Here is a 23,807-nt window from a genome sequence, read left to right as displayed (position 1 = left end):
AGCGTAACCCGGCTGCGAAAAGCCGGGCTGGATTTCGCAGTGGCGTTACGCTCGCGCGGCCAGCGCGCCAAGTTGCTAGCCACGCGCCTTGGTGCGCGCCCGGCTGCGAGCCCGGGCGGCGGCGGCCAGCTCGACTTTGCGGATCCGCACGATCTCCGGGGTCACCTCGACGCATTCGTCGGGCGCACATAACTCCATGGCGCGCTCGAGATCCAGCTGCAGCGGCTTGGCCAGCGTCTCGATGACATCCGCGGTCGATGAGCGCATGTTGGTCAGCTTCTTCTCCCGGGTGACATTGATGTCGAGGTCCTCCGGACGGGGGTTGATCCCGACGACCATGCCCTCGTAGGTCTGTTGGCCGGGCTCGACGAAGAACTGCCCCCGATCGGCGAGTTGCAGCAACGCGAACGGTGTGATGGCGCCGGCCCGGTCCGATACCAGAGAACCGGTGTGGCGGGCCCGGATCTCCCCCGCCCATGGCCGGTATCCGTCGAACACCGCATGCCCGACACCGGAGCCACGGGTCTCGGTGAGGAAGTCGGTGCGCCACCCAATCAGGCCGCGACTGGGAACCACGAAGTCCATGCGGACCCAGCCGGTGGTGTGGTTGGCCATCTCCACCATGCGGCCCTTGCGCGCGGCCATCAATTGCGTGACCGCGCCGATGTACTCCTCGGGGCAGTCGACGGTCATCGACTCGAATGGCTCGTGCAGCGTGCCATCGATGGTCTTGGTCACCACCTGTGGCTTACCCACGGTCAATTCGAAACCCTCTCGGCGCATCTGCTCGACCAGCACCGCCAGCGCCAGCTCGCCGCGACCCTGTACCTCCCAGGCGTCCGGGGCGCCGATGTCGACGACACGAATCGACACGTTGCCCACCAGCTCGGCATCCAGCCTGCTTCGGACCATGCGCGCGGTGAGCTTGTGACCACCCACCTTGCCCGCCAGCGGCGAGGTGTTGGTGCCGATGGTGACCGAGATCGCCGGCTCGTCCACGGTAATCCTGGGCAGGGCAACGGGATTCGCGGAAGCGGCCAGCGTGTCGCCGATCATGATCTCGGGCAGGCCGGCGACGGCGACGATATCGCCGGCGACGGCAGCGTCGGTTGGTTTGCGTTCCACGCCTTCGGTGGCCAACAATTCGGTGATCTTGGCAGTGGTGACGGTCTGCTGACCATCCACCTGACGGATCCACGCAACCTGCTGGCCTTTGCGGATGCGGCCGTTGTAGATGCGGATCAGCGCCAACCGACCCAGAAAGGTCGACGCGTCCAGGTTGGTGACCAGCGCCTGCAGCGGTGCGTCCGGCTCTCCTTTCGGCGGCGGCACATGCTTTTCGAGCACCTCGAACAACGGATCCAGGTTGGTGCCGTCGGGAACCTGGCCGTCGGGCGGCGCCGTGGTGCTCGCCACCCCGGCGCGCCCGGATGCGTACAGCGTCGGCAGGCCCAGCGCGTGTTCGGCCGCTGCGGCCGCTTCGTCGTCAAGGTCGGACGCGACATCTAGCAACAGGTCGTGGCTGGCGTCCACGACCTCGGCGATGCGGGCGTCGGGCCGGTCTGTCTTGTTGACCACCAGAATCACCGGCAAATGGGCGGCCAGCGCTTTACGCAGAACAAACCGCGTCTGCGGCAATGGACCCTCGGAGGCGTCGACCAGCAGCAGCACCCCGTCCACCATGGACAGCCCGCGCTCCACCTCGCCACCGAAGTCCGCGTGCCCCGGGGTGTCTATGACATTGATTACGGTGACGGTTCCATCCGGGTGATGGCGGTGCACGGCGGTGTTCTTGGCCAGGATGGTGATGCCCTTCTCCCGCTCCAGATCGCCCGTGTCCATCACCCGTTCCTGCAGCTCACCGCGTTCACGCAGCGCCCCGGACTGCCGCAACATGGCGTCAACCAGGGTGGTCTTGCCGTGGTCGACGTGCGCGACGATGGCAACGTTGCGGAATGGCACGACGGTGATTGTGGCAGAGAACTACCACCCACGACGACGCGGCGCGGAACCGATCAATTCGTGCTTGGCCGCCACCTCGCGGCTGCGGTACACGATGTAGGGCCGGAACAGGTAGGCGATCGGCGCGCTGAACGCGTGCACCAATCGGGTAAACGGCCAGAGCGCAAACAGCGCGAGCGCGATCAGCACATGCACCTGGTAGTACAGCGTCGCCTGGGCCATCAGATCGCCACGCGGCGCTAGCATCCAGATCGAGCGGAACCAGACCGACACCGAGCGCCGGTAATCGTGCATATCGCCCTCATGGGTGGCGCCCATCAGCGTGCATGCCAGGCCAGCCACGATCGCGCACACCAGCACCAGGTACATCAGCTTGTCATTCCGAGTGGTAGCCAGCCACACCGGTGTCTGGATGCGCCGCCGATAGATCAGCAACCCGATACCGAGCAGAGTGGCGAAACCGGCGGGCGCGCCAAGCAGCAGCGCCTGCAGATGGTACAGGTGATCGCTCATGCCGAACGCTCTGGTCCAGGAATCCGGAATGAACAGGCCCATCACGTGGCCCATGATCACCAGCAAGCTGCCGAAATGGAACATCGGGCTGCCGATCGACAGCAACCGCGACTCGTAGAGCTGCGACGAGCGTGTGGTCCAGCCGAACTTGTCGTAGCGATACCGCCACCAGGTGCCGACCACCGCGATCGCCACAACGACGTAAGGCGCGGCATCCCAGAAGATCTCAACCAAGTCCAAGACGGCCAAGGTCAGGCCCCCTCGGCGCGCTTGGGCGGGACGGTCAAGGTAAACGGTTGCAAACCAACGGCTTCCGCGGGCGGCCCCGACTGAGCTAGGCGTTGTGCCCGACGCACTTCCTGGTTGGTGGCAGCGGGCAGTGTCTCGCAGATCGCCGCCACGGTGTACTCATAGGGTGACTTGGCGTCGGCCAGCGCGCCGCGCAACACGTCGATCGGCACACGGTGCTCGGTCAGCAGCCGACGTCCGGCCTCGGGGTCGACGGTGGCGGCGAACTCGAGCACGACGGGCAGGTAGTCGGGCGCCTCGGTACGCGGCGGCTTGACGCCGGCGTCTCGATAGGCGGTGGCGAACGCCAGCATCTCCCGGCCGCGGTTGCGGGTGTCCCCGGCGGTCCAGTACGTCAGATACATCGTGGATCGGCGTCGCATATCGAAGGTCTCGACGTACTGCGCCGCCGCGGCCATCGGCGCCAGGGCACGCAACTCCGCTACCGTTCGCCCTAGCAGCGCCGCCGCCGGGCCCGTTTGGTGGGCGCGCAGCGCATCGACCATGTGCAGCCGCTCGGCCAGCCCGTCATCCGGATAGGCCAGCAGTAGCGAGGCCGACTGCCACACCAGTCGGTCCCTCATTGTGGTGGCGCTCGACCGCTCTCGGACACGAGACAGCAACTTCATCGCTGGACCACATCCTTGCTGGGCTGAGGCTCCGGGAAGAGCCCCGCCGCTGCGCCGTTGGGGTCCCAGTTGAGCAGGTTGACCCGGGATCGGCCAGCGCCGCCGGTGGCCGCGCTACCGGCATGCTGCAGAGCGTGGAAGCTCTCCACGGCGATTGGCACCGGAGTAGGGCTGCCCTGCCCGAACGGACCGGACTCGTACATTCCCGGTCCGCCGTCGACCGACAACGAGCACCCCATATCGTCGGTCATCGCCGCGGCCGGCAGCTCCCCCGCGTACGACGTCGGAATGACATAGCGCTCTTCATATTTCGCCACAGCCAACAGTCGGTACATCTGGTAGATCTGCTCCTCGGTCATCCCGACCGATTCCGGGATGTGGGGCTGGGTCTCCCGGCCCAGGTTGATGTCGCGCATGTAGCAGCGCATCGCCGCCAGCCGCCGCAACACGCCCGCGACCACCTCGGTGTCGCCCGCGGTGAACAGCTCGGCCAGATAGGCAATCGGAATCCGCAGTGCGTCCAGCGCGCCGAACAAATTGCCCAGGTCCTCCCCGTCGTGCCCGTCGCGGCTGACCGCGTCGACCACCGGCGACAGCGGCGGGATGTACCAGACCATCGGCATGGTCCGGTACTCTGGATGTAGCGGCAGCGCCACCCGGTAGGTGTTGATCAACGCGTACACCGGGGACCGCTGGGCGGCCTCGATCCACTCGTCGGCGATGCCTTCCGCGCGCGCCCCGGCGATCACCCGCGGATCGTGCGGGTCCAGCAGGATCCGGCGCTGCGCCTCGTAGAGGTCGGTGTCGCTTTCCACCGACGCGGCCTGCAGCACCTGATCGACGTCATAGAGCACCAGACCCAGATAGCGCAGCCGCCCCACACACGTTTCCGAGCACACCGTCGGCAACCCCACCTCGATGCGCGGATAGCACAGGGTGCACTTTTCGGCCTTGCCGGTCTTGTGGTTGAAATACACCTTCTTGTATGGGCACCCGGACACACACATCCGCCAGCCGCGGCAGCGGTCCTGGTCGACGAGCACGATGCCGTCCTCGGTGCGCTTGTACATCGCCCCCGACGGACACGACGCCACACACGACGGGTTCAGGCAGTGCTCGCAGATCCGCGGCAGGTAAAACATGAAGGTCTCTTCAAGCTTCAGCTTGACCTCTTGGTTGACTTGGTTGACCTTCTTTAGCACCGGGTCGTTCGGCACGATCTCTGGCGACCCGGCCAGGTTGTCGTCCCAGTTGGATCCCCACGACACCTTCATCGGATTGCCGCTGATCAGGCTTCGCGGCGCCGCGGTCGGAAAGGTGTCACCCGCCGGCGCCGATGTCAGGTTTTCGTAGTCATAGGTCCACGGCTCGTAGTAGTCGCCGATAGTGGGCAGCTTGGGGTTGGCAAAGATGCGCAACAGCTTATGGATCCGGCCGCCGTCGCGCAGCCGCAGCCGGCCCTTCTTGTCGCGCACCCACCCCCCGCGCCACCGCTCCTGATCCTCGTAGGTGCGCGGGTAGCCCACACCCGGACGGGTTTCGACATTGTTGAACCACACGTACTCGGTTCCCGAGCGATTGGTCCAGGCCTGCTTGCAGGTCACCGAGCAGGTATGGCAACCAATGCATTTGTCGAGGTTCATCACCATCGCCATCTGCGCCATGACCTTCATCGTCTCGCTCCGCAAGCGTCGCTCGGGCCCTTCATTGGTCAGTACCGCACTTCCTGGCTGCGGCGGCGCACCACGGTCACCTCGTCACGCTGGTTACCGGTCGGACCCAGGTAGTTGAACGCGAACGCGTGCTGGCCGTAGCCACCGGCCAGGTGGCTGGGTTTGATTCGTACGCGGGTCAGCGCGTTATGGTTGCCGCCGCGTTTGCCGTTGGTCTCGGTGCGCGGCGTGTCCACGGTGCGCTCCTGCACGTGGTAGACGAACACCACACCCTCGGGCATCCGGTGGCTGACGATTGCCCGGCACACGTAGATGCCGTTGGCATTGACCGCCTCTACCCAATCATTGTCGCGCACATTGATTTTCGCCGCGTCACCCGGGCTCATCCACATCGTCGGACCGCCACGGGACAACGACAACATGTATAGGTTGTCCTGGTAGGTCGAGTGAAACGACCACTTGGAGTGCGGCGTCAGATAGCGCACGGTGAGCCCGAGTCCATCGTCGGTCGGTCCGAGCTCGGGCTGGTTGAACAGCCGCGCCATGTCCAGCGGCGGCCGATAGACGGGCAACTGCTCGCCGAGTTCTTCGACCCAGTCATGCGCCAGGTAGAAGTGCATACGCCCGGTGAGCGTGTGAAACGGCTTAAGATGCTCGATGTTGATCGTGAACGGCGCGTAGCGGCGGCCACCGCTCTCGCTGCCCGACCATTCCGGGCTGGTGATCACCGGCACGGGACGCGCCTGGGTATCGGCGTAGGTGATGCGGCGTTCCTCGCTGCCCTCGGCCAGATGAGCCAGCCGCTGCCCGGTACGCTTCTCCAGCTCGAGGAATCCCTCGACCGCGAGTCGCCCGTTGCATGTGCCGGACAGCGCCAGGATCACGTCAGCCATCCGCTTAGCCGTGGTGATCGCCGGACGACCCACCGCCACACCGGAATTCATCACCCCGAAGTTGGCTGCCAGCTCGCTGACCTCCCGGAAGGGATGGACGGTATATCCCTTGGTGGTCATCCCGAACTGGTCGATGAGCGGTCCCAGGGTCAGCCACTTGTCGTAGATCGCGGTGTAGTCCCGCTCCACCACAGTGAGCTTGCTCATCGTCCTGCCTGGCACCGGGACTTCTCCGGTCGCCAGCCAATCACGTTCGGTGCCATCGGGATATGCCATCTCATCCGGGGTGTCGTGCTGCAGCGCGGTCAGCACCACATCGGTGCGAGTGCCCAGATGACGTTTCGCCAGCGCACTGAAAGCACGCGCGATGGCGGCGAATGCGTCAAAGTCCGAACGGGTTTCCCACGGCGGATCGATCGCCGGACTGAACGAGTGCACGTACGGGTGCATATCGGTACTGGACAGGTCGGATTTCTCGTACCAGGTCGCGGCGGGCAACACGACATCCGACACCAGCGTCGTCGACGTCATCCGGAAGTCGATCGACATTATCAGGTCGAGCTTGCCCTCTGGAATGTCGCTGTCCCACACCACATCCCGGGGATGCACACCGTCGGTGGGAGGGTCGGACTGTACGTTGGAGTCGGTGCCCAGCAGATGCCGCAAGAAATACTCGCCGCCCTTGCCCGACGAGCCGATCAGGTTCGCCCGCCAGACGGTGAGCACCCGCGGCCAGTTGACCGGGTTATCCGGATCGGTAATCGAGAGCTTCAGCTTGTGCTGGGCAAGTTGTTCGGCGACGTAATCACCCACGTCGCGGCCCGCGGCGCGGGCCTCGTCGGCGACATCGAGACTGGACCGATCGAATTGTGGATAGAACGGGCTCCAGCCCATCGCCGTGGCCGAGGTCAGCAGGTCCATGGTGTGCTTGCCGGCGAACCTGCCGCGACCCACCGGGCTGGCAAGCTTGTCCGCGCCGTAGCCGTCGTAGCGCCATTGGTCGGTGTGCGCATACCAGTACGACGCGCCGGGCACCTGACGCGGCGGCCGCGACCAGTCGGTGGCCATCGCCATCGTCTGCCACCCGGTCAACGGACGCACCTTCTCCTGGCCGACGTAGTGCGCCCACCCGCCGCCGTTGCGTCCCATCGATCCGGTCAACATGAGCAGCGCCAACACCGAGCGGTACATGACATCGCTGTGGAACCAGTGACAGATTCCGCCGCCCATGATGATCATCGACCGTCCTCCGGATTCGGTCGCGTTGCGGGCGAATTCCTTGGCAAACCGGATTGCCTGCGCGGCCGGCACACCGGTGATCGACTCCTGCCAGGCCGGGGTGTTCTGCTGGGTTCGGTCGTGGTAGCCGGTCGGCCATTCGCCGGGCAGCCCCGCACGCGCCACCCCGTAGTGGGCCAACATCAGATCGAACACCGTGCACACCAGATGCTTGCCCGCCCGGCGCACCGGCACCCCACGCGACACCGTCTCACCGTGCCCGTCGATGGTGTCAAAGCTGGGCAGCGTAACCAGTTCAGCACTGCGATCGCCGTTGACAGCCTTGTCCATCTCCACACTTAGCGCCGGCACCACCGAACCCAGGTCCAGGTTCCACTTCCCAACACCGTCCTCACCGAAACGGAATCCCAGTGAGCCCTGCGGCACGACAACGGTATTCGTAAGCTCATCCAGCAGGGCGGGTTTGAACGCCGCGTTCTCACTTTCTTCACCAATGTCGGCCGCGGTCAAGAACTTTCCGGGAACCAGCAGGTCGCCCCGCTTTTCCAACTTGATCAAAAACGGCAGGTCGGTGTAGCGGCGCACATAGTCGACAAAGAACGGAACCTGGTTACGGACGTAACATTCCGACAGGATCACGTGGCCCATCGCCATCGCCAGCGCGGTATCGGTACCGGCGGCGCACCGCACCCACTCGTCGGCGAACTTGGTGTTGTCGGCGTAGTCCGGGCTGACGACAACGACTTTAGCGCCGCGGTAACGGGCCTCCGCCATCCAATGTGCGTCGGGCGTCCGGGTGATCGGGACGTTGGAGCCCCACATGACCAAATACGACGCATCCCACCAGTCGCCGGATTCGGGCACGTCGGTCTGGTCGCCGAACACCTGCGGCGAGGCCACCGGCAAGTCGGCGTACCAGTCGTAGAACGACGTCATCACGCCGCCGATCAGCTCCACGAACCGGGACCCCGCGGCATGGCTGACCATTGACATCGCCGGAATCGGCGAGAAGCCGGCGACCCGGTCCGGGCCGTATGTCTTGATGGTGTGCACGTGGGCGGCGGCCACCATCTCGCTGGCCTCGGCCCAGCTCACCCGGACCAGCCCACCCTTGCCGCGGGCCTGTTGATAGCGGCGTCTGCGCTCGGGATCCGCCTGAATGTCGGCCCACGCCAGCACCGGGTCGCCCAGGCGGGTCTTGGCTTCCCGGTACATCTCAACCAGCACGCCCCGGGCATACGGATAGCGCACCCGCGTCGGCGAATAGCTGTACCAGGAGAACGACGCGCCACGGGGACAACCTCGTGGCTCGTATTCGGGCCGGTCCGGGCCCACCGACGGGTAGTCGGTCTGCTGGGTTTCCCAGGTGATGATCCCGTCTTTGACGTAGATCTTCCATGAGCAGGATCCGGTGCAGTTGACTCCGTGCGTGGATCGGACCACTTTGTCGTGACTCCACCGATCGCGGTAGAACACGTCACCTTCGCGGCCGCCGCGCCGGGTTACGGTGCGCAGGTCGGCCGAGAACTCACCTGGGGTGAAGAAGCGCCCGCTGCGCTCCAGCAGCTCTTCGAGCGGTCCACCGACGTGAGGTGTAACGGTCACGGGATGACCCTCCTCGTCATGAGCGGTGTGGGGCCGGGCCGTCGGCGCGCGACCGCACTCGCTGGACGTTACGGGCTGGCCGGCCGCGCCGCATTGCGCCCGTCAAGCCCCGGTCCGCCGGGTCGGGGACCCCTCTCGTCAACATCGGGTATCTCGATGGATGGGCGTCAGCGTCCTGCCCGGAAGTTGTCGCCACGCGTCCAGAAAACCATCGTAATCGCTACGGGCATGCAAACCCAAGTTAACGTTTTGTCACGTTGTTCTAACCAAGTTGACGGCGGCCACCGTCAACCACACCGTCGGTTTCCTAACAGCGACGGTGGACATCTGCGGCGGACCCGTTGAGGGTTCGCGCCAGGTCCGCAATCCAGCCGCGGTCGGCTGGTACCCAGTCGACATCGTGCAGTTCGGCCGCCGTCACCCAGCACAGCGCCCGGTGGTCACGCGCACGCGGTTCGCCGCCAAGCAGATGCACGCGATAGGCCCGCAGCGTCGTCGTGCCGTTCAACGCAATATCGTCGCCCACACGGTCGCCCACCGCGAGGTCGGCGACCTCGAGTCCCAGTTCTTCGGCGAGCTCTCGGGCCAGCGCGGCGCGCTCGGTTTCGCCGGCGGCGACCTTACCGCCGGGAAGTTCCCAACGACCCGCCAACTCCGGTGGCCGAACGCGTTGCGCCACCAAGACCGTGCAACCGCGGACGATGGCTCCGGCAACCACGATCTGATTCAGCATGACCTGTGACGGTATACCGTCGAGGTATGGCTGTGTTAACGGATGAGCAGGTCGACGCCGCACTGCACGACCTCAACGGCTGGCAGCGCGCCGGTGGTGTCCTGCGTAGGTCAATCAAGTTTCCGACGTTTATGGCCGGTATCGACGCCGTACGCCGGGTGGCCGAGCGAGCCGAGGAGGTAAATCATCATCCGGACATCGATATCCGTTGGCGAACAGTAACTTTCGCGCTGGTTACGCATGCGGTAGGTGGTATCACGGAAAACGACATTGCGATGGCGCACGATATCGACGCAATGTTTGGGGCCTAATTGGCCATGCGCCGCGGCCGAATGCGCACGTAACGCTCGGAGGCGGCGATCCAGCCCAAGGTCGCCAGCGTCGCCACCACGTAGACCAGACCGGCCCAGGCCAAATACCACGGCCGGCCGATTTGCCAGATGCTCGGTTGAGCAAAGCTCAGCAACCACGGCACGCCGACGATGGTCAACACCAACCAGCCCCAGCCCAAAATCCGGGCGCCCGGGCGCTCACGCGCTGGCCCGTCAATCAGCCAGATCATCAGCGGCACTAGCCACACCCAGTGGTGAGTCCAGGAGATCGGCGAGAGCAGCAGGCCGAACAACTCGACCACCAATAGTTTGCCCAGCCGATCGGACCTGTCGAGCGCACGCCAGGCCAGGATGGCCAATACCGCCGTACTGGCGATCGCAGCCAGAACCAGCGGACCAAAACCGGCGTCGTGACCGAGAATCCGGGAAATCGCGCCGCGCCAGGATTGATTGAAGGAGGTGGCGATGGGCCCAACCCGGCCTGCGTCGCCCAACAGGTCGGTGAAGTAGTAGCGGGCTTCATCGCCGACGACCAGTAGCGACACGCCGACGGTGGCAAGGAACACGACCACCGAAAATGCGGCCGCATGCAACCGCCGAACGCCGACGAGGTAGACAGCGGTAATCGCCGGCGTCAACTTGACACCCGAGGCCACCCCGACCAGCAGTCCCGATAGCCACCACCGCGGGGTGTAGACCGCCCAAAGCGCCGCCAGCATCAGCAGCACGTTGATCTGCCCATAGTCAAAGGTGCTGCGCAACGGCTCGATCCAGATGGCGATCGCCGTCCATAACATCGCGGCGAAATGACCGGTCTCAGCGGTGCCCCCCATCAGGCGCTGGCTGATCCGAACCGCGCCGTAGAGCGCGGCCATCGTCACTACTTGCCACAGCAGCGCGATCAGACCGAACGGCACCAAATGCAACGGGTAGAAGACCACAGCCGCAAACGGCGGATAGGTGAACGGCAGCGGGAAGTCCGGGGTCTGATCAGCGTAGACGTAGCCATACAGGGTGCCGGGATGGTCGAGGGACGCTGCACCGCTCACGTAAACGTGCAGGTCGACGAAGTTTGCGCCGTTGGGCGCCAGATAGGTCCAGGCGAGTCGCGCACCGACGCTGAGGACCAGTAGCAGCACGGCGGCGCGTGTCTCCCGGGCCGGTGGTGAGGTCACGCGCCTGGCGGCCGCCGGGGTGGATGAGGTGGTGTCTATCTGCCTGACTTTAGCGATCGCCGAGCGCACCGGGCCGTCGATCAGGGTGCGGCACATCACTCGGGTGCCCGGTCACCACAACCACTCGTATCCGTAACAATCACATAAATGCCACACGTGTCACTTGAGTCACATCTGCACCGCGATACGTTCGGCGAGACCCGTCACCGCTAACCAGGGAGAGACATGCCAACCATCTGGACGTTTGTCCGCGCCGCCGCCGTCTTGGTCGGTTCGTCCGCCGCACTACTTACGGGCGGTATCGCTCACGCAGATCCGGCACCGGCGCCGGCGCCTGCTCCCAACATTCCGCAGCAGCTGATCAGCTCGGCCGCCAACGCACCGCAAATCCTGCAAAACCTCGCGACGGCTCTGGGCGCCACTCCGCCGCTGAGCGCCCCCAAAGTTGCGGAACCCGCACCCGCCGCCCCCGGGATAACCGCCACCTTTCCAGGACTGACGCCGGCCGCACCGGCGGCAGCCGCGGCCCCCGCGCTAACTCCGTCCATTCCCGGAGTGAACGCCCCGATCCCGGGGATAACCCCGGCGGCACCGGCGCTCCCCGTCACCGCCCCGGCGGCAGCTCCGACCATTCCCGGAGTGAACGCCCCGATCCCGGGGATAACCGCACCGGCCCCGGCGGCGGCCGCGGTGCCGGCCTCCGTTCCCGGCGTGCCGTCGGCGAAGGTCGACCTACCGCAGCTGCCCTACCTTCCGCTCCAAGTGCCGCAACAGCTTTCGCTGCCAGCCGACCTACCGGCGCTCGCATCGGGGGTCATTCCGGCAGCGCCCATCGCGCCGACGCCGCCGGCTCCCGGCGCGCCCGCGTTACCGCCCGGGCCGCCGTCGTTGCTCGCCGCGCTGCCCTGACGCATCTGTGAGAAGGCTGACCAACACCGAACACCGGGAGAACACCACCGTGGCAAGCACTTGGAGTGTGTGCAAAGGTTTGGCCGCCGTCGTCATCACCTCGGCTGCCGCGTTCGCGCTGTGTCCGAACGCGGCAGCCGACCCGGCGACGCCGCAGCCCAACCCCACTCAACAGCTACCGGGCTTGCCGGCGTTGGCCCAGCTGAGTCCGATAATCCAGCAAGCGGCGATGAACCCGGCACAGGCGACGCAACTGCTCATGGCCGCAGCGTCTGCGTTCGCCGGCAATCCGGCAGTGCCCACCGAATCCAAGAACGTCGCTTCCTCGGTGAACCAGTTTGTGGCTGAGCCGACCAATCCCGACTCTGCTGCCCTGGGTGTGCCGGCGCCTCATGGTGTCGCCCTGCCCGAGGCCATCCCGGTGCCGCATGTGCCCCCACTGGGCGCCGAGCCAGGTGTGCAGGCACATCTTCCGACCGGCATCGATCCATCCCACGCCGCGGGCCCCGCACCCGCTGTGGCACCTACGGTTACGCCGCCGGTCGCCGCGCCGCCGGCTTCCGCGCCGGCACCAGCACCTGACGCAGCCCAACCGGTTGCGGTACCGGGGCCGCCACCGGCGCCACCTGCGCCGCGCGCCGCCGCTCCGGCGCCGGCCTCGGCGGCACCGGCGCCAGCGGCCGCTCCGGCGCCTGCCTCGGGCTTCGGCGCCGACGCTCCGCCCACACAGGACTTCATGTACCCCTCGATCGGCCCCAATTGTGTGGCGGACGGCAGCAATTCCATCGCGACCGCGCTGTCGGTGGCGGGGCCCGCCAAGATCCCGCTGCCCGGTCCCGGACCCGGCCAGACCGCCTACGTGTTCACGGCCGTCGGCACGCCGGGGCCCGCCGACGTGCAGAGGTTGCCGCTGAACGTCACGTGGGTGAACCTGACCACGGGAAAGTCCGGCAGCGCCACCCTGCGGCCGCGTTCGGACATCAATCCGGACGGACCGACCACGTTGACCGTAATCGCCGACACCGGTTCAGGCAGCATCATGTCAACGATCTTCGGGCAGGTGACCACCAAGGACCGGCAGTGCCAGTTCATGCCGACGATCGGCTCAACGGTGGTGCCCTAGCACCAGCGGGAATGGTCCATCAGTACGCCATGAACAATATGGCGTCGCGGTCGTACTCCAGGCCGGGATGAACGCTGGCAAGGTGGGCCTGAGTCAGCTCGACCAGCTCGTCCTCGTCCTTGCCGGTGATGGCTTCGCCGCACGGACACGTCAGGTGTGTCTTCACGTTGGCGCCTTTCCCTCTGCCTTGGCCGCCGCTTTCCTTTGCCTCTTGTGCGATCGCACCTGCCCAAGCGACCCGGCGTCGACGATATCGGCGACGGATAGATAGGTGCCGGGCTGACCGAACTCCCCGGCTGCCACCTGCCAACCCTTCGGCGTCACTCCGTACTGCTTGCCAAGCAACGCGAGAAAGATCCGCGCCTTCTGCTCACCGAAGCCGGGTAACCCCTTAAGCCGCCGCAGCAACTCGTTCCCGTCAGGTTCGCCGGCGGTCCACAATGCGGCCGCATCCCCGTCGTAGCGGTCCACGATGATCTGCGCGAGCGCCTGGATGCGTTTGGCCATCGAGCCCGGAAATCGGTGTATAGCAGGCCTTTCCGAGCACAGTGCGACGAACTTATCCGGGTCGTAGTCGGCGATGTCGCCGGCGTCAAAGCTACCCATCCGATCGGCGATCTTCTTCGGCCCGGCGAAGGCGGTCTCCATCGGCACCTGCTGGTCGAGCAACATGCCCACCAGCAACGCGAATGGGTTGGCGTTCAGCAGCGCGTCGGCTGCCGGCTCTTGGACAAGCTGCAGATTTGGCACGTCCTCAGTGTAGAGCTGTCGGGACGGACCTCTTGATGAGCATCTTCGGCAACGTTCGGGTCGCCGCTGAGCAGCCGCGCCCCGTGGCTAGCCGCTCTTGCGGCGGAATTCCCGACGGCTCGCCACCGGACCGTGCGCCCGCGACTGCTTGCCGCCGCCATCCTTATGATCGGATCCGCTCGACGACTGTGCCATCTTGCGGTCGAGGGCTTCCCGGAACTTGCGCTTGGTCTCACCCTCTGAGCTGGACTCTTGCGGGGACTTCGATTCACCCATACCCGCAGCCTAGCCTCGCGACGATGCGGGCCGCAGGATGCGGCACGGCGAGGAGCGAGGCAATCCGACCCAGCCTCGCGACGATGCGGGCCGCAGGATGCGGCCCGCCGAGCAGCGAGGCAATCCGACCCAGTCCGTAGGTCCGCAGCCCCGGGGGTTAGCGCATACCGGGCGGCAGGCCGTATACGTGCGAGATCGGCAGCGTCAGCAACACACGCCGATCGGTGACCATCGCCTGCCGGTAGTCGTCCCAGTCCGAATGCTCGCCAGCGATGTTGCGATACAAGGCAATCAGCGCCTCCACGGTGTCGTCATCGGGCGCCGCCGCAGGAGGTGTCAGTTGCGCAGTGCCCTCAGCAACGGCGTATGACCATCCGTCGTCGGCGTCGACCAGGATCGAAGCCCGTGGGTCGCGACGCAGGTTGCGAGTCTTGGCTCGCGGCTCGGCGATCGATACCTGTATCAGCAGTTTGCGCGGGTCGAAGTGATATTGCACGTTGGACAACTGGGGGCGCCCGTCGTGCTTAATGGTGGCCAGCACCCCAATGGAGTTTCCACTGATTACGGCCAACAGCTTGTCGTCGAAGACTTGGCGGGCCATGCCAAGAGCCTACGTCGCCGTTGCGTCATTCTCCGGCGGCCTGGTGCAATCGGGTATGGCCAAGTTCGCGGCGTTTCTGCGCGGTGTCAACGTCGGCGGCGTCAACCTCAAGATGGCCGAGGTGGCGACGGCGTTGACCGATGCGGGATTCTGCAATGTGCGCACCATCCTGGCCAGCGGCAACGTGTTGCTGGAGTCGACGTGCGGTGCCGCGGAAGTGCGCGAGAAGACCGAAGCCACGCTACGCGAACGATTCGGCTACGACGCGTGGGCGTTGATCTACGACGTCGATACGGTGCGCACCATCGTGACGGCATACCCATTTGAATGCGAGCTCGAGGGATACCAGTCGTACGTCACCTTCGTTGCCGACGCCGCGATACTCGACGAGCTATCCGCACTCGCCGACACAGCCGGCCCTGACGAGAACATCAGTCGTGGACCCGACCCTCTTGGCGTCCTCTACTGGCAGGTACCCAAGGGCAGCACCCTGGACAGCACCATCGGCCAGACGATGGGCAAGAAGCGCTACAAGTCGTCGACCACGACCCGCAACCTGCGCACGCTGGCTAAGGTGTTGCGGTGAGTGCCCATAAGCCCGCCAAACAGCGGGTCGCACTCACCGGAGTCTCCGAGACCGCCTTGCTGACGCTGAACGCCCGGGCCGCAGAGGCCCGCCGCCGCGATGCCATTATCGACGATCCGATGGCGGTAGCCCTGGTCGAGTCGATCGACTTCGACTTCGCGAAGTTCGGCCCTACCGGCCAGGGCTTCGCCCTACGAGCACGGGCCTTCGACATGGCGGCACAGCATTATCTCGATCAGCACCCAGCGGCCACCGTGGTGGCGTTGGCGGAGGGCTTGCAAACCAGCTTTTGGCGTTTGGACGTGGCCATCCCGGGCGGCCAGTTCCGTTGGCTGACAGTTGACCTGCCACCGATCGTCGATTTACGGACACGGCTGCTGCCGAGCTCGCCGCGCGTGTCGGTGTGTGCCCAGTCTGCGCTGGACTACAGCTGGATGGATTCCGTCGATCCCGCCGGCGGGGTGTTCATCACCGCCGAAGGATTACTGATGTACCTACAACCCGAACAGGCACTGGGGTTAATCGCCCAATGCGCTCAAACGTTTCCTGGCGGCCAAATGCTCTTCGACCTGCCGCCGCGCTGGTTCGCTGGGTGGAGCCGGCTCGGGTTACGAACCTCGCTGCGCTACAAGGTGCCGCGCATGCCGTTCAGCATGTCCGTCGCGCAGGCCGCGGACCTGGTAAATAAGGTGCCTGGTGTCGTCGCGGTCCGCGATCTGCGGGTGCCACCGGGCCGTGGCCTGTGGGTCAATATGGCGCTGTCGACCGTTTACCGCCTGCCCGTATTCGATCCGCTGCGGCCGTGCCTGACTTTGCTGGAATTCAGTCGTCCGGCACGTGGGTGAGATAGCGCATCGCATCGGACTTCGTCAGCCCCAGCGCTCGCGCCACGCCGACATATTCCTTGGCCGCGGCAGCCATCGCGGCGTCGGTCGGATCGAAGCGGGAAATGAAAGTGCCGAAGCGTCCCCGCGTTTCGACGATCGCCGCCGATTCCAACTCGCGGTAGGCGCGGGCCACGGTATTGGCCGCCACGCCCAGCTGCCCGGCCAAGTCACGCACCGTCGGGAGCCGGGTGCCGGGCGGCAATGCGCCGGCGCGGACTCCGTCGATCACCTGGGTTCTGAGCTGGTCGAACAACGGCTTTCCCGCCTTCACGTCGACCCGTAACCAATCCCGCAGCTCCACGTACCCAGTATCTACCAAGCACAGCTATGTTTGTGGGATGCGAGTGGCGGTGCTCAGCGGCGCGGGGATCTCCGCGGAAAGCGGTGTACCGACGTTCCGCGATGACAAGAACGGATTGTGGGCCCGATTCGACCCTTACGAGCTGTCCAGCACGCAAGGCTGGCTGCGCAACCCCGAGCGGGTCTGGGGATGGTACCTATGGCGCCATTATCTGGTGGCCAACGTCGAACCCAACGACGGGCATCGCGCGATCGCCGCCTGGCAGGACCATGCTGAGGTCAGCGTCATCACCCAGAATGTCGACGATCTGCACGAGCGCGCCGGCAGCGGTGCGGTGCATCACCTGCACGGCAGCCTTTTCGAATTTCGTTGTGCACGTTGTGGTGTGCCCTACACCGACGCCCTTCCGGAGATGCCCGAGCCTGCGATCGAAGTGGAGCCGCCGGTCTGCGACTGCGGCGGTCTGATCCGGCCCGACATCGTATGGTTCGGTGAGCCGCTGCCAGAGGAGCCGTGGCGGAGCGCGGTCGAGGCGACAGGGAGCGCCGACGTGATGGTCGTGGTGGGGACCTCGGCGATCGTCTACCCGGCGGCCGGTTTACCCGACCTGGCGCTGGCGCGCGGCACTGCCGTGATCGAAGTCAATCCCGAGCCCACGCCGTTGTCCGGCAGCGCGACGATCAGCATCCGCGAGTCGGCCAGCCAAGCGTTGCCGGGGCTGTTGGAGCGCCTGCCCGCCCTGCTGAAATAGTCGCCTATGGGCGCCGAACGTGAACTCAGGGCGACGGTTTGCCGGGCGGAATCTCGCCCTGGATGCACGCTCGCCGGTCTCGGCTAGGGCGTGTCTCCCAATTTCGGAGTTCCCACTCGGGCGTGGATGACGGCGCAGGCCAGCAGGACGCCGCCGAGGTAGGTCAGGGCGTATTTGTCGTAGCGGGTTGCGATGCCGCGCCACTGCTTGAGTCGATGGAAGCCGCGTTCGACGGTGTTGCGTAGCCCGTAGAGCGCGGCGTCGAATGCTGGTGGCCGCCCGCCGGCAGACCCCTTGGCCTTGCGCCGGTCGATCTGATCTTGGCGTTCGGGGATGGTGTGCTTGATCTTCTTAGACCGTAATGCGGCACGGGTACTTGGGTGTGAGTAGGCCTTGTCGGCGAGTAAGCGGAAATCCGTGCTGCCCAGGGCGTATTCGGTGCTGGCATGGCGATAGTCGTCGAGCAGGGGCAGCAGTTGCGGGTTGTCGCCGGCCTGGCCTGCGGTCAACCGGATCCGCACCGGGGCTTCGCGCTGATCGGTCAGGGCATGGATCTTGGTGGTCAGCCCGCCGCGCGAGCGGCCGATCGCATGATCGTCGGGTTCATCGGCGGATTTCTTGTAATCCGACAGTGCCCCCTGTGGCGAGCGTGTCCGAGCAGGCGCCCGCCGAATGCTGGTGTGCCCGCACGTTCGTGGAATCCACCGACAGCAGCTTCTCGATATCCTCGGCCACCTCAGCGTCCACCCCGAACACCGCGGCAACGTGGGCGAACACCTCGTCGCAGGTACCATCCAGCGACCAACGGTGATGGCGCTTCCACACCGTTTGCCACGGCCCGAACTCAGCGGGCAGGTCCCGCCACGGACTTCCCGTACGGAACCGCCACGCGATCCCTTCCAGGATAAGCCGGTGATCGCTAAACCGTCTGCCGGGCTTGCCCTCATGCGACGGCATCAACGGCTCGACCACGGCCCAGAACTCGTCCGAAATCACACCCACTCGCGTCACCGGCCAATCCTCGCTGGCCAGTACCTAAAAATTTGGGAGACACGCCCTAGTACTGCAGCCGTGGATAGGGATTGCTGACGCTGGCGTGTCTGCGTGCACGCGGCATTTGGTGGCGGCAGTCGCTATGGCGCGGCTGTTTTCGCTGTGAGCGAAACGTTCTGCCTCACTGATCATTCCGAGCCTATGACGGCCCGGTTCTTGTCAGTGGTGCTTCGTAGAATCCGAGGCATGAGGTCGGACACGCGCGAGGAGATCTCCGCGGCGTTGGATGCCTACCACGCCTCGTTGTCGCGGGTGCTCGATCTCAAGTGCGATGCGTTGACCACCCCGGAATTGCTGGCCTGTTTGCAGCGACTCGAGGTCGAACGGCGCCGCCAGGGCGCCGCCGAGCACGCCTTGATCAACCAACTCGCTGGGCAAGCCTGCGAGGAAGAGCTCGGCGGGACGCTGCGCACGGCGTTGGCCAACCGGCTACACATCACTCCCGGTGAGGCCAGCCGCCGCATCGCCGAAGCCGAAGACCTCGGTGAGCGCCGCGCCCTGACCGGTGAACCGCTGCCAGCGCAGTTGACCGCGACCGCGGCCGCTCAACGTGAGGGCAAGATCGGCCGAGAACACATTAAGGAGATCCAGGCCTTCTTCAAGGAGTTGTCCGCCGCGGTGGATCTGGGTATCCGCGAGGCCGCCGAGGCCCAGCTGGCCGAACTGGCCACCAGTCGGCGTCCCGATCACCTGCATGGCCTGGCCACGCAGCTGATGGACTGGCTGCACCCCGACGGCAACTTTTCCGACCAGGAGCGTGCCCGCAAGCGCGGCATCACGATGGGTAAGCAGGAATTTGACGGGATGTCACGTATCAGCGGTCTGCTGACCCCGGAGTTGCGGGCCACCATCGAGGCGGTGTTGGCCAAACTGGCCGCACCGGGGGCGTGCAACCCCGATGACCAGACCCCGCTCGTGGATGACACACCGGATGCGGACGCGGTGCGCCGCGACACCCGCAGCCAGGCGCAACGCAATCATGATGCGTTTTTGGCCGCGCTGCGGGGCCTGTTGGCCTCCGGTGAGCTGGGCCAACACAAGGGGCTGCCGGTAACGATCGTGGTGAGCACCACGCTAAAGGAGCTGGAAGCCGCCACCGGCAAGGGGGTAACCGGTGGTGGTTCGCGGGTGCCGATGTCGGACCTTATCCGGATGGCGAGCCACGCCAACCACTATCTGGCATTGTTTGACGGCGCTAAGCCGTTGGCGTTGTATCACACCAAGCGGTTAGCTTCCCCGGCGCAGCGAATCATGTTGTACGCGAAGGATCGTGGCTGCTCCAGGCCGGGTTGCGACGCCCCGGCCTACCACAGTGAGGTCCACCACGTAACGCCGTGGACAACCACCCACCGTACCGACATCAACGACCTCACGCTGGCCTGCGGCCCCGACAATCGCCTTGTCGAAAAAGGCTGGAAGACCCGCAAAAACGCCCACGGCGACACCGAATGGCTACCACCACCACACCTCGACCACGGCCAACCGCGAATAAATCGATACCACCACCCCGCGAAAATCCTGTGCGAACAAGACGACGACGAACCACATTGACACCCAACAACGAAGACGTTGCCGGTCGCATCACAGAATCACTGAAGCAGATGCGGACCGACCCGTCGGCACAGCCGGCACCAGAGCAGCCGATCGCCGCGGCGACAAGCTTCTACCCGTCGACGAACATGACACCCTGGTCACGGGTGAGCACGGACTTGATTTCTTCGCTATTGGTCGGCGCTGTTGAGGCACAGCACGCCGCTGACGGCCGTCGCGTCCTCGCTGTGCTCGGTCTGGTGGAGCGCGCTGCCCGCGGCCGAACATCGTAAATCAAGCGTATTCGTCAACAGATATCATCAATGTCGGCGCTGGACTATTCAAATCATCGATATACTGGTGACCTGGTCCTTCGCCATCGATCAATGGCGATAGTCACGCAGATCGTCACGGACATCGTCGGCGTCCCAGCTGGCCCGTGCCAACAGATGCTGCAACCCATCGGGGTGGTATCACCGCGGTGCTCGGCGATGGTCCAGCAATTCTTGCGGTCCAAGCCCGAAACCATCCCGGCCATGAGTTCACCGGCATGGCGCAACGGCTGGTGCCGGGCGAAACGCGGCGCGATCCGATCCAGCACCGCCGAGAACTCCGCCTGCCACCGATCAGGGTCTACGCTATGAGCCGCGGCGACCGCGGCATATTGAGAAGTTGTCACAAACTGAAAACAATGCCGCGGTCACCGCCCTGACCAGCGCAGACACGCCAGCATCAGCAATCCCTATCTACGGCTGCAGTACTAGCTATAGCTAGGTCCGGTGCGCGCGGCCCAGAGCCAACTCTGACACCGGTAGCGGCACCCAGGCGGGAAATGCCCACTCCCGCCGGGAGCTGTCCACCACGAATCCGGCGTCGAGGATCGCGCGTTCGGTATGGCGATGCGTGTGACAGTTGCCCGCCAGCCTGGGCCAAAATGTCGCGTCGACGAACCGCTGCACCCGGCCCCGAGCGCCGGCGCTGGCCACATGCTCGAGATAGCGCAGCTCCCCGCCTCGCCGTAGTAGCGAACGCAGGTGCGCCAGCACCGCGCCCGGGTCGCTCACCGAGCACAGCACCAGCGAGCAAACCACCGCGTCAAACGTCTCGGTGTCGCGGAACTCCTCGACCGTCTTGTCCGTCACGACTATCGGAACGGGTGCGTCAGCGGCCGCGATGCGGGCCTTGGCAGCAAGCCGCGGCTCGGGCTCCATGGCGATGACCTGTTCGACGGCCACCGGGTAGTAGGCAAAGTTCGTCCCGACGCCGGCCCCGACTTCCAACACCCGCCCCGACAAACCGGCCAGATTCTCCCGGCGGAGGGCTCGTATTGCTTCGGCTTCGTGTGCGGCGACCACGGGCCAGATCCGGGCGAAAAGCGGGTGGTCGACCCTGGACGCCGAAGCGGCCGCGCCTGACGTCATGGCCAGGATTCCTCCGATGGTCCTCGTCGTTTCTCCGATGGGCGACGTGCCTGCACCCAGTCCGCCAGCTGCCGTAATGTGGCGTTGGGGCCCCGCCGGGCACGTTGCCGGCGAAGACCATTCATCGAGACGTCAACCATTGCGCGTCAGCGAGGCAGGGATCGTCTGACCGTCGCTTCGTCCGGCAATCTTGCCCAACCCACCGGCGTGGGAACGTCTCCTCGAAACCGGCTCTGCTGCCTCGCTGACACCGAACCGCTCATGCAGCCACGCCAGGGGTCTCGGTGCCCACCAATTCCAGCGGCCCGTCACATGCATGAATGCTGGGACCACGACCATCCGCACCAGTGTGGCGTCTGCAGCCACGGCTAAAGTCAGGCCGAGGCCGAACATCCGCATGAACGACACGTGCGCAGCGATCAACGCGGCGAACGACATGGACATCACCAACGCTGCCGCGGTGATCACCCGACCGGTGCGGGCCACGCCGAGCGCGACGCTCTCGTCGTTGGCGGCGTGCACCTCTGCGACGCTTCTTCGCGCGGGTCGCGCGGCTCCGGATTCCAACCAGTACTCCCGAATCCTGGAGACCAGAAACACCTCGTAGTCCATGGACAAACCGAATGCGATGCAAAACAGTAGGACCGGCATATTCGCCACCAACGTCCCGCTCGGAGTCGTTCCCAGGGCACCGAAATGGCCTTCCTGGAAGATCCACACCAACGCGCCAAACGCCGCGGTCAGCGATAACACATTACAAACCAACGCTTTCGCCGGCAGCACCACGCTGCCGGTGAGCAGGAACAACAGTACGTAGGTGATCGCGGCAATTAGCCCTAGCACCATCGGAAGCCGATCGGTCACCGCGTCGACACTGTCGCGGTTGACCTGCGCGACACCGGCCATCACGACGGATCGACCGGCCGGCCCTGCCACCTGGTGCAACCGCTTGAGCTGGATATCGGAGGCTCGCGAAAACAGCGGCGCCGTGCTGCTCACCGTCAGGAACGCGCTGCCCTCAGCCAACCCGGTGGCCCCGCGCGGCGTTCCCACCCAGCTGCCGTCTACGAACGTGCCCGTCGGGGCGGCTACCGCGGATACGTCGGGCACCCGGGACAACTCGGCTGCGTAGCTGTCAAGTTCGACCGGGCCGAGACCACGAGCGTCCGGGACGACGATGGGTATCTGCGTCGCAGGATCGTGGCCAAAGTCATCGCGCAAGATATCGCCGACTTGACGGGCCGACGCCGACCGCGGCAACACCCGGTCGTCCGGGAAACCCCACTTCACCGACAAGAACGGCAGCCCGAGCAGCACCAGCAGCGCGACAACAGCCGTACCGACCGGCAGCCAACGGCGCATCACGAACTTGCTCGACCGGTACCAGAACAGTTGCTTGACCGGTTTGTGCACCGGATCGGGCCGGCCCAGCAGCCGACGCACCAGTCGGCGCACGTCCAACGCATCTAGCCGAGGACCTAGCAACACAATCGCGGCCGGGGTGATCACGATCGACGCGGTCGCGACGAATGCCACGGTAGCCACGCCGGCGTAGGCGAACGACTTCAGAAAGTACATCGGGAACAGCGCAGTCGCCGACATCGACAGCGCCACGGTGACCGCCGAAAACAACACCGTGCGCCCCGAAGCGCCATGGTCCGGATCAGTGCTTCGTCTCGATCACTGCCCTCGGCGAGCTCGTCGCGATAGCGACTGACGATGAGCAGCGTGTAGTCGATAGCCAACGCGAGGCCCAACGCTGTACTCAGGTTGAGCGCGAAGGTCGACACCTCGGTGGCAAACGTAACGAGTCGCAATACGGCCATCGATCCCACAACGGCCAGTACGGCCTGGGCCATCGGCAGCCCGGCGGCCAACAGCCCACCGAACACCCAGATCAGCACCAGGAAGCTCAGCGGAATCGCGATCAACTCCATCACCAGCAGGTCGTCTTTGTTCTGCCGATTGATCTGGGCGTACTCCATCGCCGAGCCGCCGGCACGGACGGTGACGCCGTCGCGGTCATGGGCGACTTCGTCTGACAGGGTTTGGGCGTGGTTCTGCGCGTCGTTTTCGCCGCCTTTGACGTTGACGACGATCAACCCCGATTTTCCGTCGGTGCTGAGCAGGTCGGCGGCGGCAGTCGGTGGCACAGTCCACGGCGAGGTCACGTTGTAAACCAACGGCGACCGCCGCAGCACCTCGACGATGTCAGTCCCGACCTCGCGGGCAGGTGGGCTGTCGGCGCCCGCGGCTGCCGTAACCACGATCAGCATTTTCTGACCGCTCTGGCCGAACTTGTCGGTCAACACCTCGATTGCCCGTGCCGACTCCGATCGCGGATCTTGGAAACCCCCGGGCGACAGGCTGTCAGCCACCGGAACACCGAAGACCGCTGCGGCGATGAAGACGAAGACCGCAAACCCGATGATTCGGCGCGGCGCAGCGATGGCGAGCCGAGCGATCCTCTGCAGCATGTTGCGTTTCCTCCGCAGCCGGTGCTGGTCGCGCGGACCCGCACCAAATCCGCGATGACTTATCTGCGATAAGTTACAACTGTCAAACAACGCCTGCCAT

Annotated in this window: 22 protein-coding genes, 1 other RNA gene, 1 pseudogene and 7 other annotated features; of the genes and pseudogenes, 7 read left to right on the top strand and 17 right to left on the bottom strand. The window is 65.3% G+C overall.

The window, feature by feature from the left end; translation table 11 throughout:
• Nucleotides 1–75: 75 nt before the first annotated feature.
• From typA to mutT2, 6 genes are all read right to left on the bottom strand, one after another.
• Entirely contained in the window at nucleotides 76–1,962 is a 1,887-nt protein-coding gene (gene typA, locus Rv1165) for a GTP-binding translation elongation factor (protein NP_215681.1), read from the bottom strand.
• A gap of 21 nt (nucleotides 1,963–1,983) precedes the next feature.
• Nucleotides 1,984–2,724 (bottom strand): nitrate reductase subunit gamma, encoded by a 741-nt coding sequence (narI, locus tag Rv1164; protein NP_215680.1) that lies wholly within the window; start codon nucleotides 2,722–2,724, stop codon nucleotides 1,984–1,986.
• A 2-nt stretch (nucleotides 2,725–2,726) separates the two neighbouring features.
• Nucleotides 2,727–3,332 carry a nitrate reductase subunit delta gene (narJ, locus tag Rv1163; RefSeq protein NP_215679.1) on the bottom strand — a complete coding sequence of 202 codons (606 nt, stop codon included), beginning with the start codon at nucleotides 3,330–3,332 and terminating at the stop codon, nucleotides 2,727–2,729.
• A 56-nt stretch (nucleotides 3,333–3,388) separates the two neighbouring features.
• On the bottom strand, nucleotides 3,389–5,065 hold the full coding sequence (gene narH, locus Rv1162; protein ID NP_215678.1) for a nitrate reductase subunit beta: 1,677 nt from the start codon (nucleotides 5,063–5,065) through the stop codon (nucleotides 3,389–3,391).
• 38 nt (nucleotides 5,066–5,103) lie between these two features.
• On the bottom strand, nucleotides 5,104–8,802 hold the full coding sequence (gene narG / locus Rv1161; protein ID NP_215677.1) for a nitrate reductase subunit alpha: 3,699 nt from the start codon (nucleotides 8,800–8,802) through the stop codon (nucleotides 5,104–5,106).
• Nucleotides 8,803–9,109: 307 nt separating this feature from the next.
• A complete protein-coding gene (gene mutT2, locus Rv1160; RefSeq protein NP_215676.1) occupies nucleotides 9,110–9,535 on the bottom strand; it encodes an 8-oxo-dGTP diphosphatase in 426 nt (141 codons plus the stop codon).
• Between the two features lie 26 nt (nucleotides 9,536–9,561).
• On the opposite strand from mutT2, the gene Rv1159A reads away from it, so the two are divergent.
• Nucleotides 9,562–9,846 carry a 4a-hydroxytetrahydrobiopterin dehydratase gene (locus Rv1159A; protein ID YP_177641.1) on the top strand — a complete coding sequence of 95 codons (285 nt, stop codon included), beginning with the start codon at nucleotides 9,562–9,564 and terminating at the stop codon, nucleotides 9,844–9,846.
• Here the strand turns inward: Rv1159A and pimE are convergent.
• A complete protein-coding gene (gene pimE, locus Rv1159) occupies nucleotides 9,843–11,138 on the bottom strand; it encodes a polyprenol-phosphate-mannose-dependent alpha-(1-2)-phosphatidylinositol pentamannoside mannosyltransferase (protein NP_215675.1) in 1,296 nt (431 codons plus the stop codon). The genes Rv1159A and pimE overlap by 4 nt on opposite strands.
• Before the next feature lie 129 nt (nucleotides 11,139–11,267).
• Here pimE and Rv1158c point away from each other — a divergent pair, with 129 nt between their 5' ends.
• Both Rv1158c and Rv1157c read left to right on the top strand, forming a co-directional pair.
• The gene (locus Rv1158c; protein NP_215674.1) at nucleotides 11,268–11,951 is read left to right on the top strand and encodes a hypothetical protein; all 684 of its coding nucleotides are present in this window, start codon (nucleotides 11,268–11,270) and stop codon (nucleotides 11,949–11,951) included.
• A 7-nt stretch (nucleotides 11,952–11,958) separates the two neighbouring features.
• On the top strand, nucleotides 11,959–13,074 hold the full coding sequence (locus tag Rv1157c; RefSeq protein ID NP_215673.1) for a hypothetical protein: 1,116 nt from the start codon (nucleotides 11,959–11,961) through the stop codon (nucleotides 13,072–13,074).
• Nucleotides 12,315–12,437: non-coding RNA, Putative small regulatory RNA (gene mcr10 / locus RVnc0012), on the bottom strand. The two genes, Rv1157c and mcr10, sit on opposite strands and share 123 nt — an antisense overlap.
• A gap of 162 nt (nucleotides 13,075–13,236) precedes the next feature.
• Nucleotides 13,237–13,824 carry a hypothetical protein gene (locus Rv1156; RefSeq protein NP_215672.1) on the bottom strand — a complete coding sequence of 196 codons (588 nt, stop codon included), beginning with the start codon at nucleotides 13,822–13,824 and terminating at the stop codon, nucleotides 13,237–13,239.
• Nucleotides 13,825–13,911: 87 nt separating this feature from the next.
• A complete protein-coding gene (locus tag Rv1155a) occupies nucleotides 13,912–14,100 on the bottom strand; it encodes a hypothetical protein (RefSeq protein YP_009030031.1) in 189 nt (62 codons plus the stop codon).
• 157 nt (nucleotides 14,101–14,257) lie between these two features.
• The gene (locus tag Rv1155; RefSeq protein ID NP_215671.1) at nucleotides 14,258–14,701 is read right to left on the bottom strand and encodes a pyridoxine/pyridoxamine 5'-phosphate oxidase; all 444 of its coding nucleotides are present in this window, start codon (nucleotides 14,699–14,701) and stop codon (nucleotides 14,258–14,260) included.
• Here Rv1155 and Rv1154c point away from each other — a divergent pair.
• Entirely contained in the window at nucleotides 14,646–15,287 is a 642-nt protein-coding gene (locus Rv1154c) for a hypothetical protein (protein NP_215670.1), read from the top strand. The genes Rv1155 and Rv1154c overlap by 56 nt on opposite strands.
• Nucleotides 15,284–16,132 (top strand): O-methyltransferase, encoded by an 849-nt coding sequence (gene omt / locus Rv1153c; protein ID NP_215669.1) that lies wholly within the window; start codon nucleotides 15,284–15,286, stop codon nucleotides 16,130–16,132. The genes Rv1154c and omt overlap by 4 nt, the downstream gene beginning before the upstream one ends.
• On the opposite strand, the gene Rv1152 is transcribed toward omt, so the two are convergent.
• Nucleotides 16,110–16,475: a transcriptional regulator gene (locus tag Rv1152; RefSeq protein NP_215668.1), complete on the bottom strand. Its 366-nt coding sequence runs from the start codon at nucleotides 16,473–16,475 to the stop codon at nucleotides 16,110–16,112. The two genes, omt and Rv1152, sit on opposite strands and share 23 nt — an antisense overlap.
• A 37-nt stretch (nucleotides 16,476–16,512) precedes the next feature.
• Between Rv1152 and Rv1151c the strand changes: the two genes are divergently transcribed.
• Nucleotides 16,513–17,226 carry an NAD-dependent protein deacylase gene (locus Rv1151c; RefSeq protein NP_215667.1) on the top strand — a complete coding sequence of 238 codons (714 nt, stop codon included), beginning with the start codon at nucleotides 16,513–16,515 and terminating at the stop codon, nucleotides 17,224–17,226.
• A gap of 77 nt (nucleotides 17,227–17,303) precedes the next feature.
• Nucleotides 17,304–18,287, bottom strand: a mobile genetic element (IS-LIKE-2, len: 984 nt. Insertion sequence element IS-LIKE.).
• Nucleotides 17,310–17,313 (bottom strand) — a repeat region (4 bp direct repeat, CTAG generated by IS element on insertion. Proposed by Mariani et al. 1993. J. Gen. Microbiol. 139: 1767-1772. Note that as motif palindromic could be part of inverted repeat itself.). It overlaps the preceding feature by 4 nt.
• Nucleotides 17,310–17,861: a sequence feature (Possible fragment of transposase (pseudogene). Identical to C-terminal part of S21394 transposase of putative Mycobacterium tuberculosis is element. The transposase described here may be made by a -1 frame shifting mechanism during translation that fuses Rv1149|MTCI65.16 and Rv1150|MTCI65.17. No evidence found to account for discrepancy with previously published sequence. Second copy is Rv1041c|MTCY10G2.08.), on the bottom strand. Its footprint overlaps the feature before it by 4 nt.
• Here the strand turns inward: Rv1151c and Rv1150 are convergent.
• Both Rv1150 and Rv1149 read right to left on the bottom strand, forming a co-directional pair.
• Nucleotides 17,310–17,861 (bottom strand): annotated as a pseudogene (locus Rv1150). It overlaps the preceding feature by 552 nt.
• Nucleotides 17,314–17,330 (top strand) — a repeat region (17 bp Inverted repeat at the right end of putative IS-LIKE-2 element :GGCGTGTCTCCCAATTT. Proposed by Mariani et al. 1993. J. Gen. Microbiol. 139: 1767-1772). It overlaps the preceding pseudogene by 17 nt.
• A complete protein-coding gene (locus Rv1149; protein NP_215665.1) occupies nucleotides 17,830–18,237 on the bottom strand; it encodes a transposase in 408 nt (135 codons plus the stop codon). The pseudogene Rv1150 and the gene Rv1149 overlap by 32 nt, the downstream one beginning before the upstream one ends.
• Nucleotides 18,267–18,283, bottom strand: a repeat region (17 bp Inverted repeat at the left end of putative IS-LIKE-2 element : GGCGTGTCTCCCAAATT. Proposed by Mariani et al. 1993. J. Gen. Microbiol. 139: 1767-1772.).
• Nucleotides 18,284–18,287 (bottom strand) — a repeat region (4 bp direct repeat, CTAG, generated by IS element on insertion. Proposed by Mariani et al. 1993. J. Gen. Microbiol., 139: 1767-1772. Note that as motif palindromic could be part of inverted repeat itself.).
• Nucleotides 18,288–18,381: 94 nt before the next feature.
• On the opposite strand from Rv1149, the gene Rv1148c reads away from it, so the two are divergent.
• Entirely contained in the window at nucleotides 18,382–19,830 is a 1,449-nt protein-coding gene (locus Rv1148c; RefSeq protein ID NP_215664.1) for a hypothetical protein, read from the top strand.
• Nucleotides 18,487–19,834 (bottom strand) — a repeat region (REP-4, len: 1348 nt. REP165, member of REP13E12 family.). (Overlaps the previous gene by 1,344 nt.)
• Before the next feature lie 745 nt (nucleotides 19,835–20,579).
• On the opposite strand, the gene Rv1147 is transcribed toward Rv1148c, so the two are convergent.
• The 3 genes from Rv1147 to Rv1145 form a co-directional block, all read right to left on the bottom strand.
• Nucleotides 20,580–21,230, bottom strand: a complete 651-nt coding sequence (locus Rv1147) for a hypothetical protein (RefSeq protein ID NP_215663.1) — start codon at nucleotides 21,228–21,230, stop codon at nucleotides 20,580–20,582.
• 132 nt (nucleotides 21,231–21,362) lie between these two features.
• Entirely contained in the window at nucleotides 21,363–22,775 is a 1,413-nt protein-coding gene (locus Rv1146) for a transmembrane transport protein (protein NP_215662.1), read from the bottom strand.
• A gap of 20 nt (nucleotides 22,776–22,795) precedes the next feature.
• Nucleotides 22,796–23,707, bottom strand: a complete 912-nt coding sequence (locus tag Rv1145; RefSeq protein ID NP_215661.1) for a transmembrane transport protein — start codon at nucleotides 23,705–23,707, stop codon at nucleotides 22,796–22,798.
• Nucleotides 23,708–23,807: the final 100 nt, after the last annotated feature.

It is taken from the genome of Mycobacterium tuberculosis H37Rv, assembly GCF_000195955.2.
GTDB classification, from domain to species: Bacteria; Actinomycetota; Actinomycetes; order Mycobacteriales; family Mycobacteriaceae; genus Mycobacterium; species Mycobacterium tuberculosis.
This window is presented reverse-complemented; position numbering and strand designations above follow the sequence as displayed.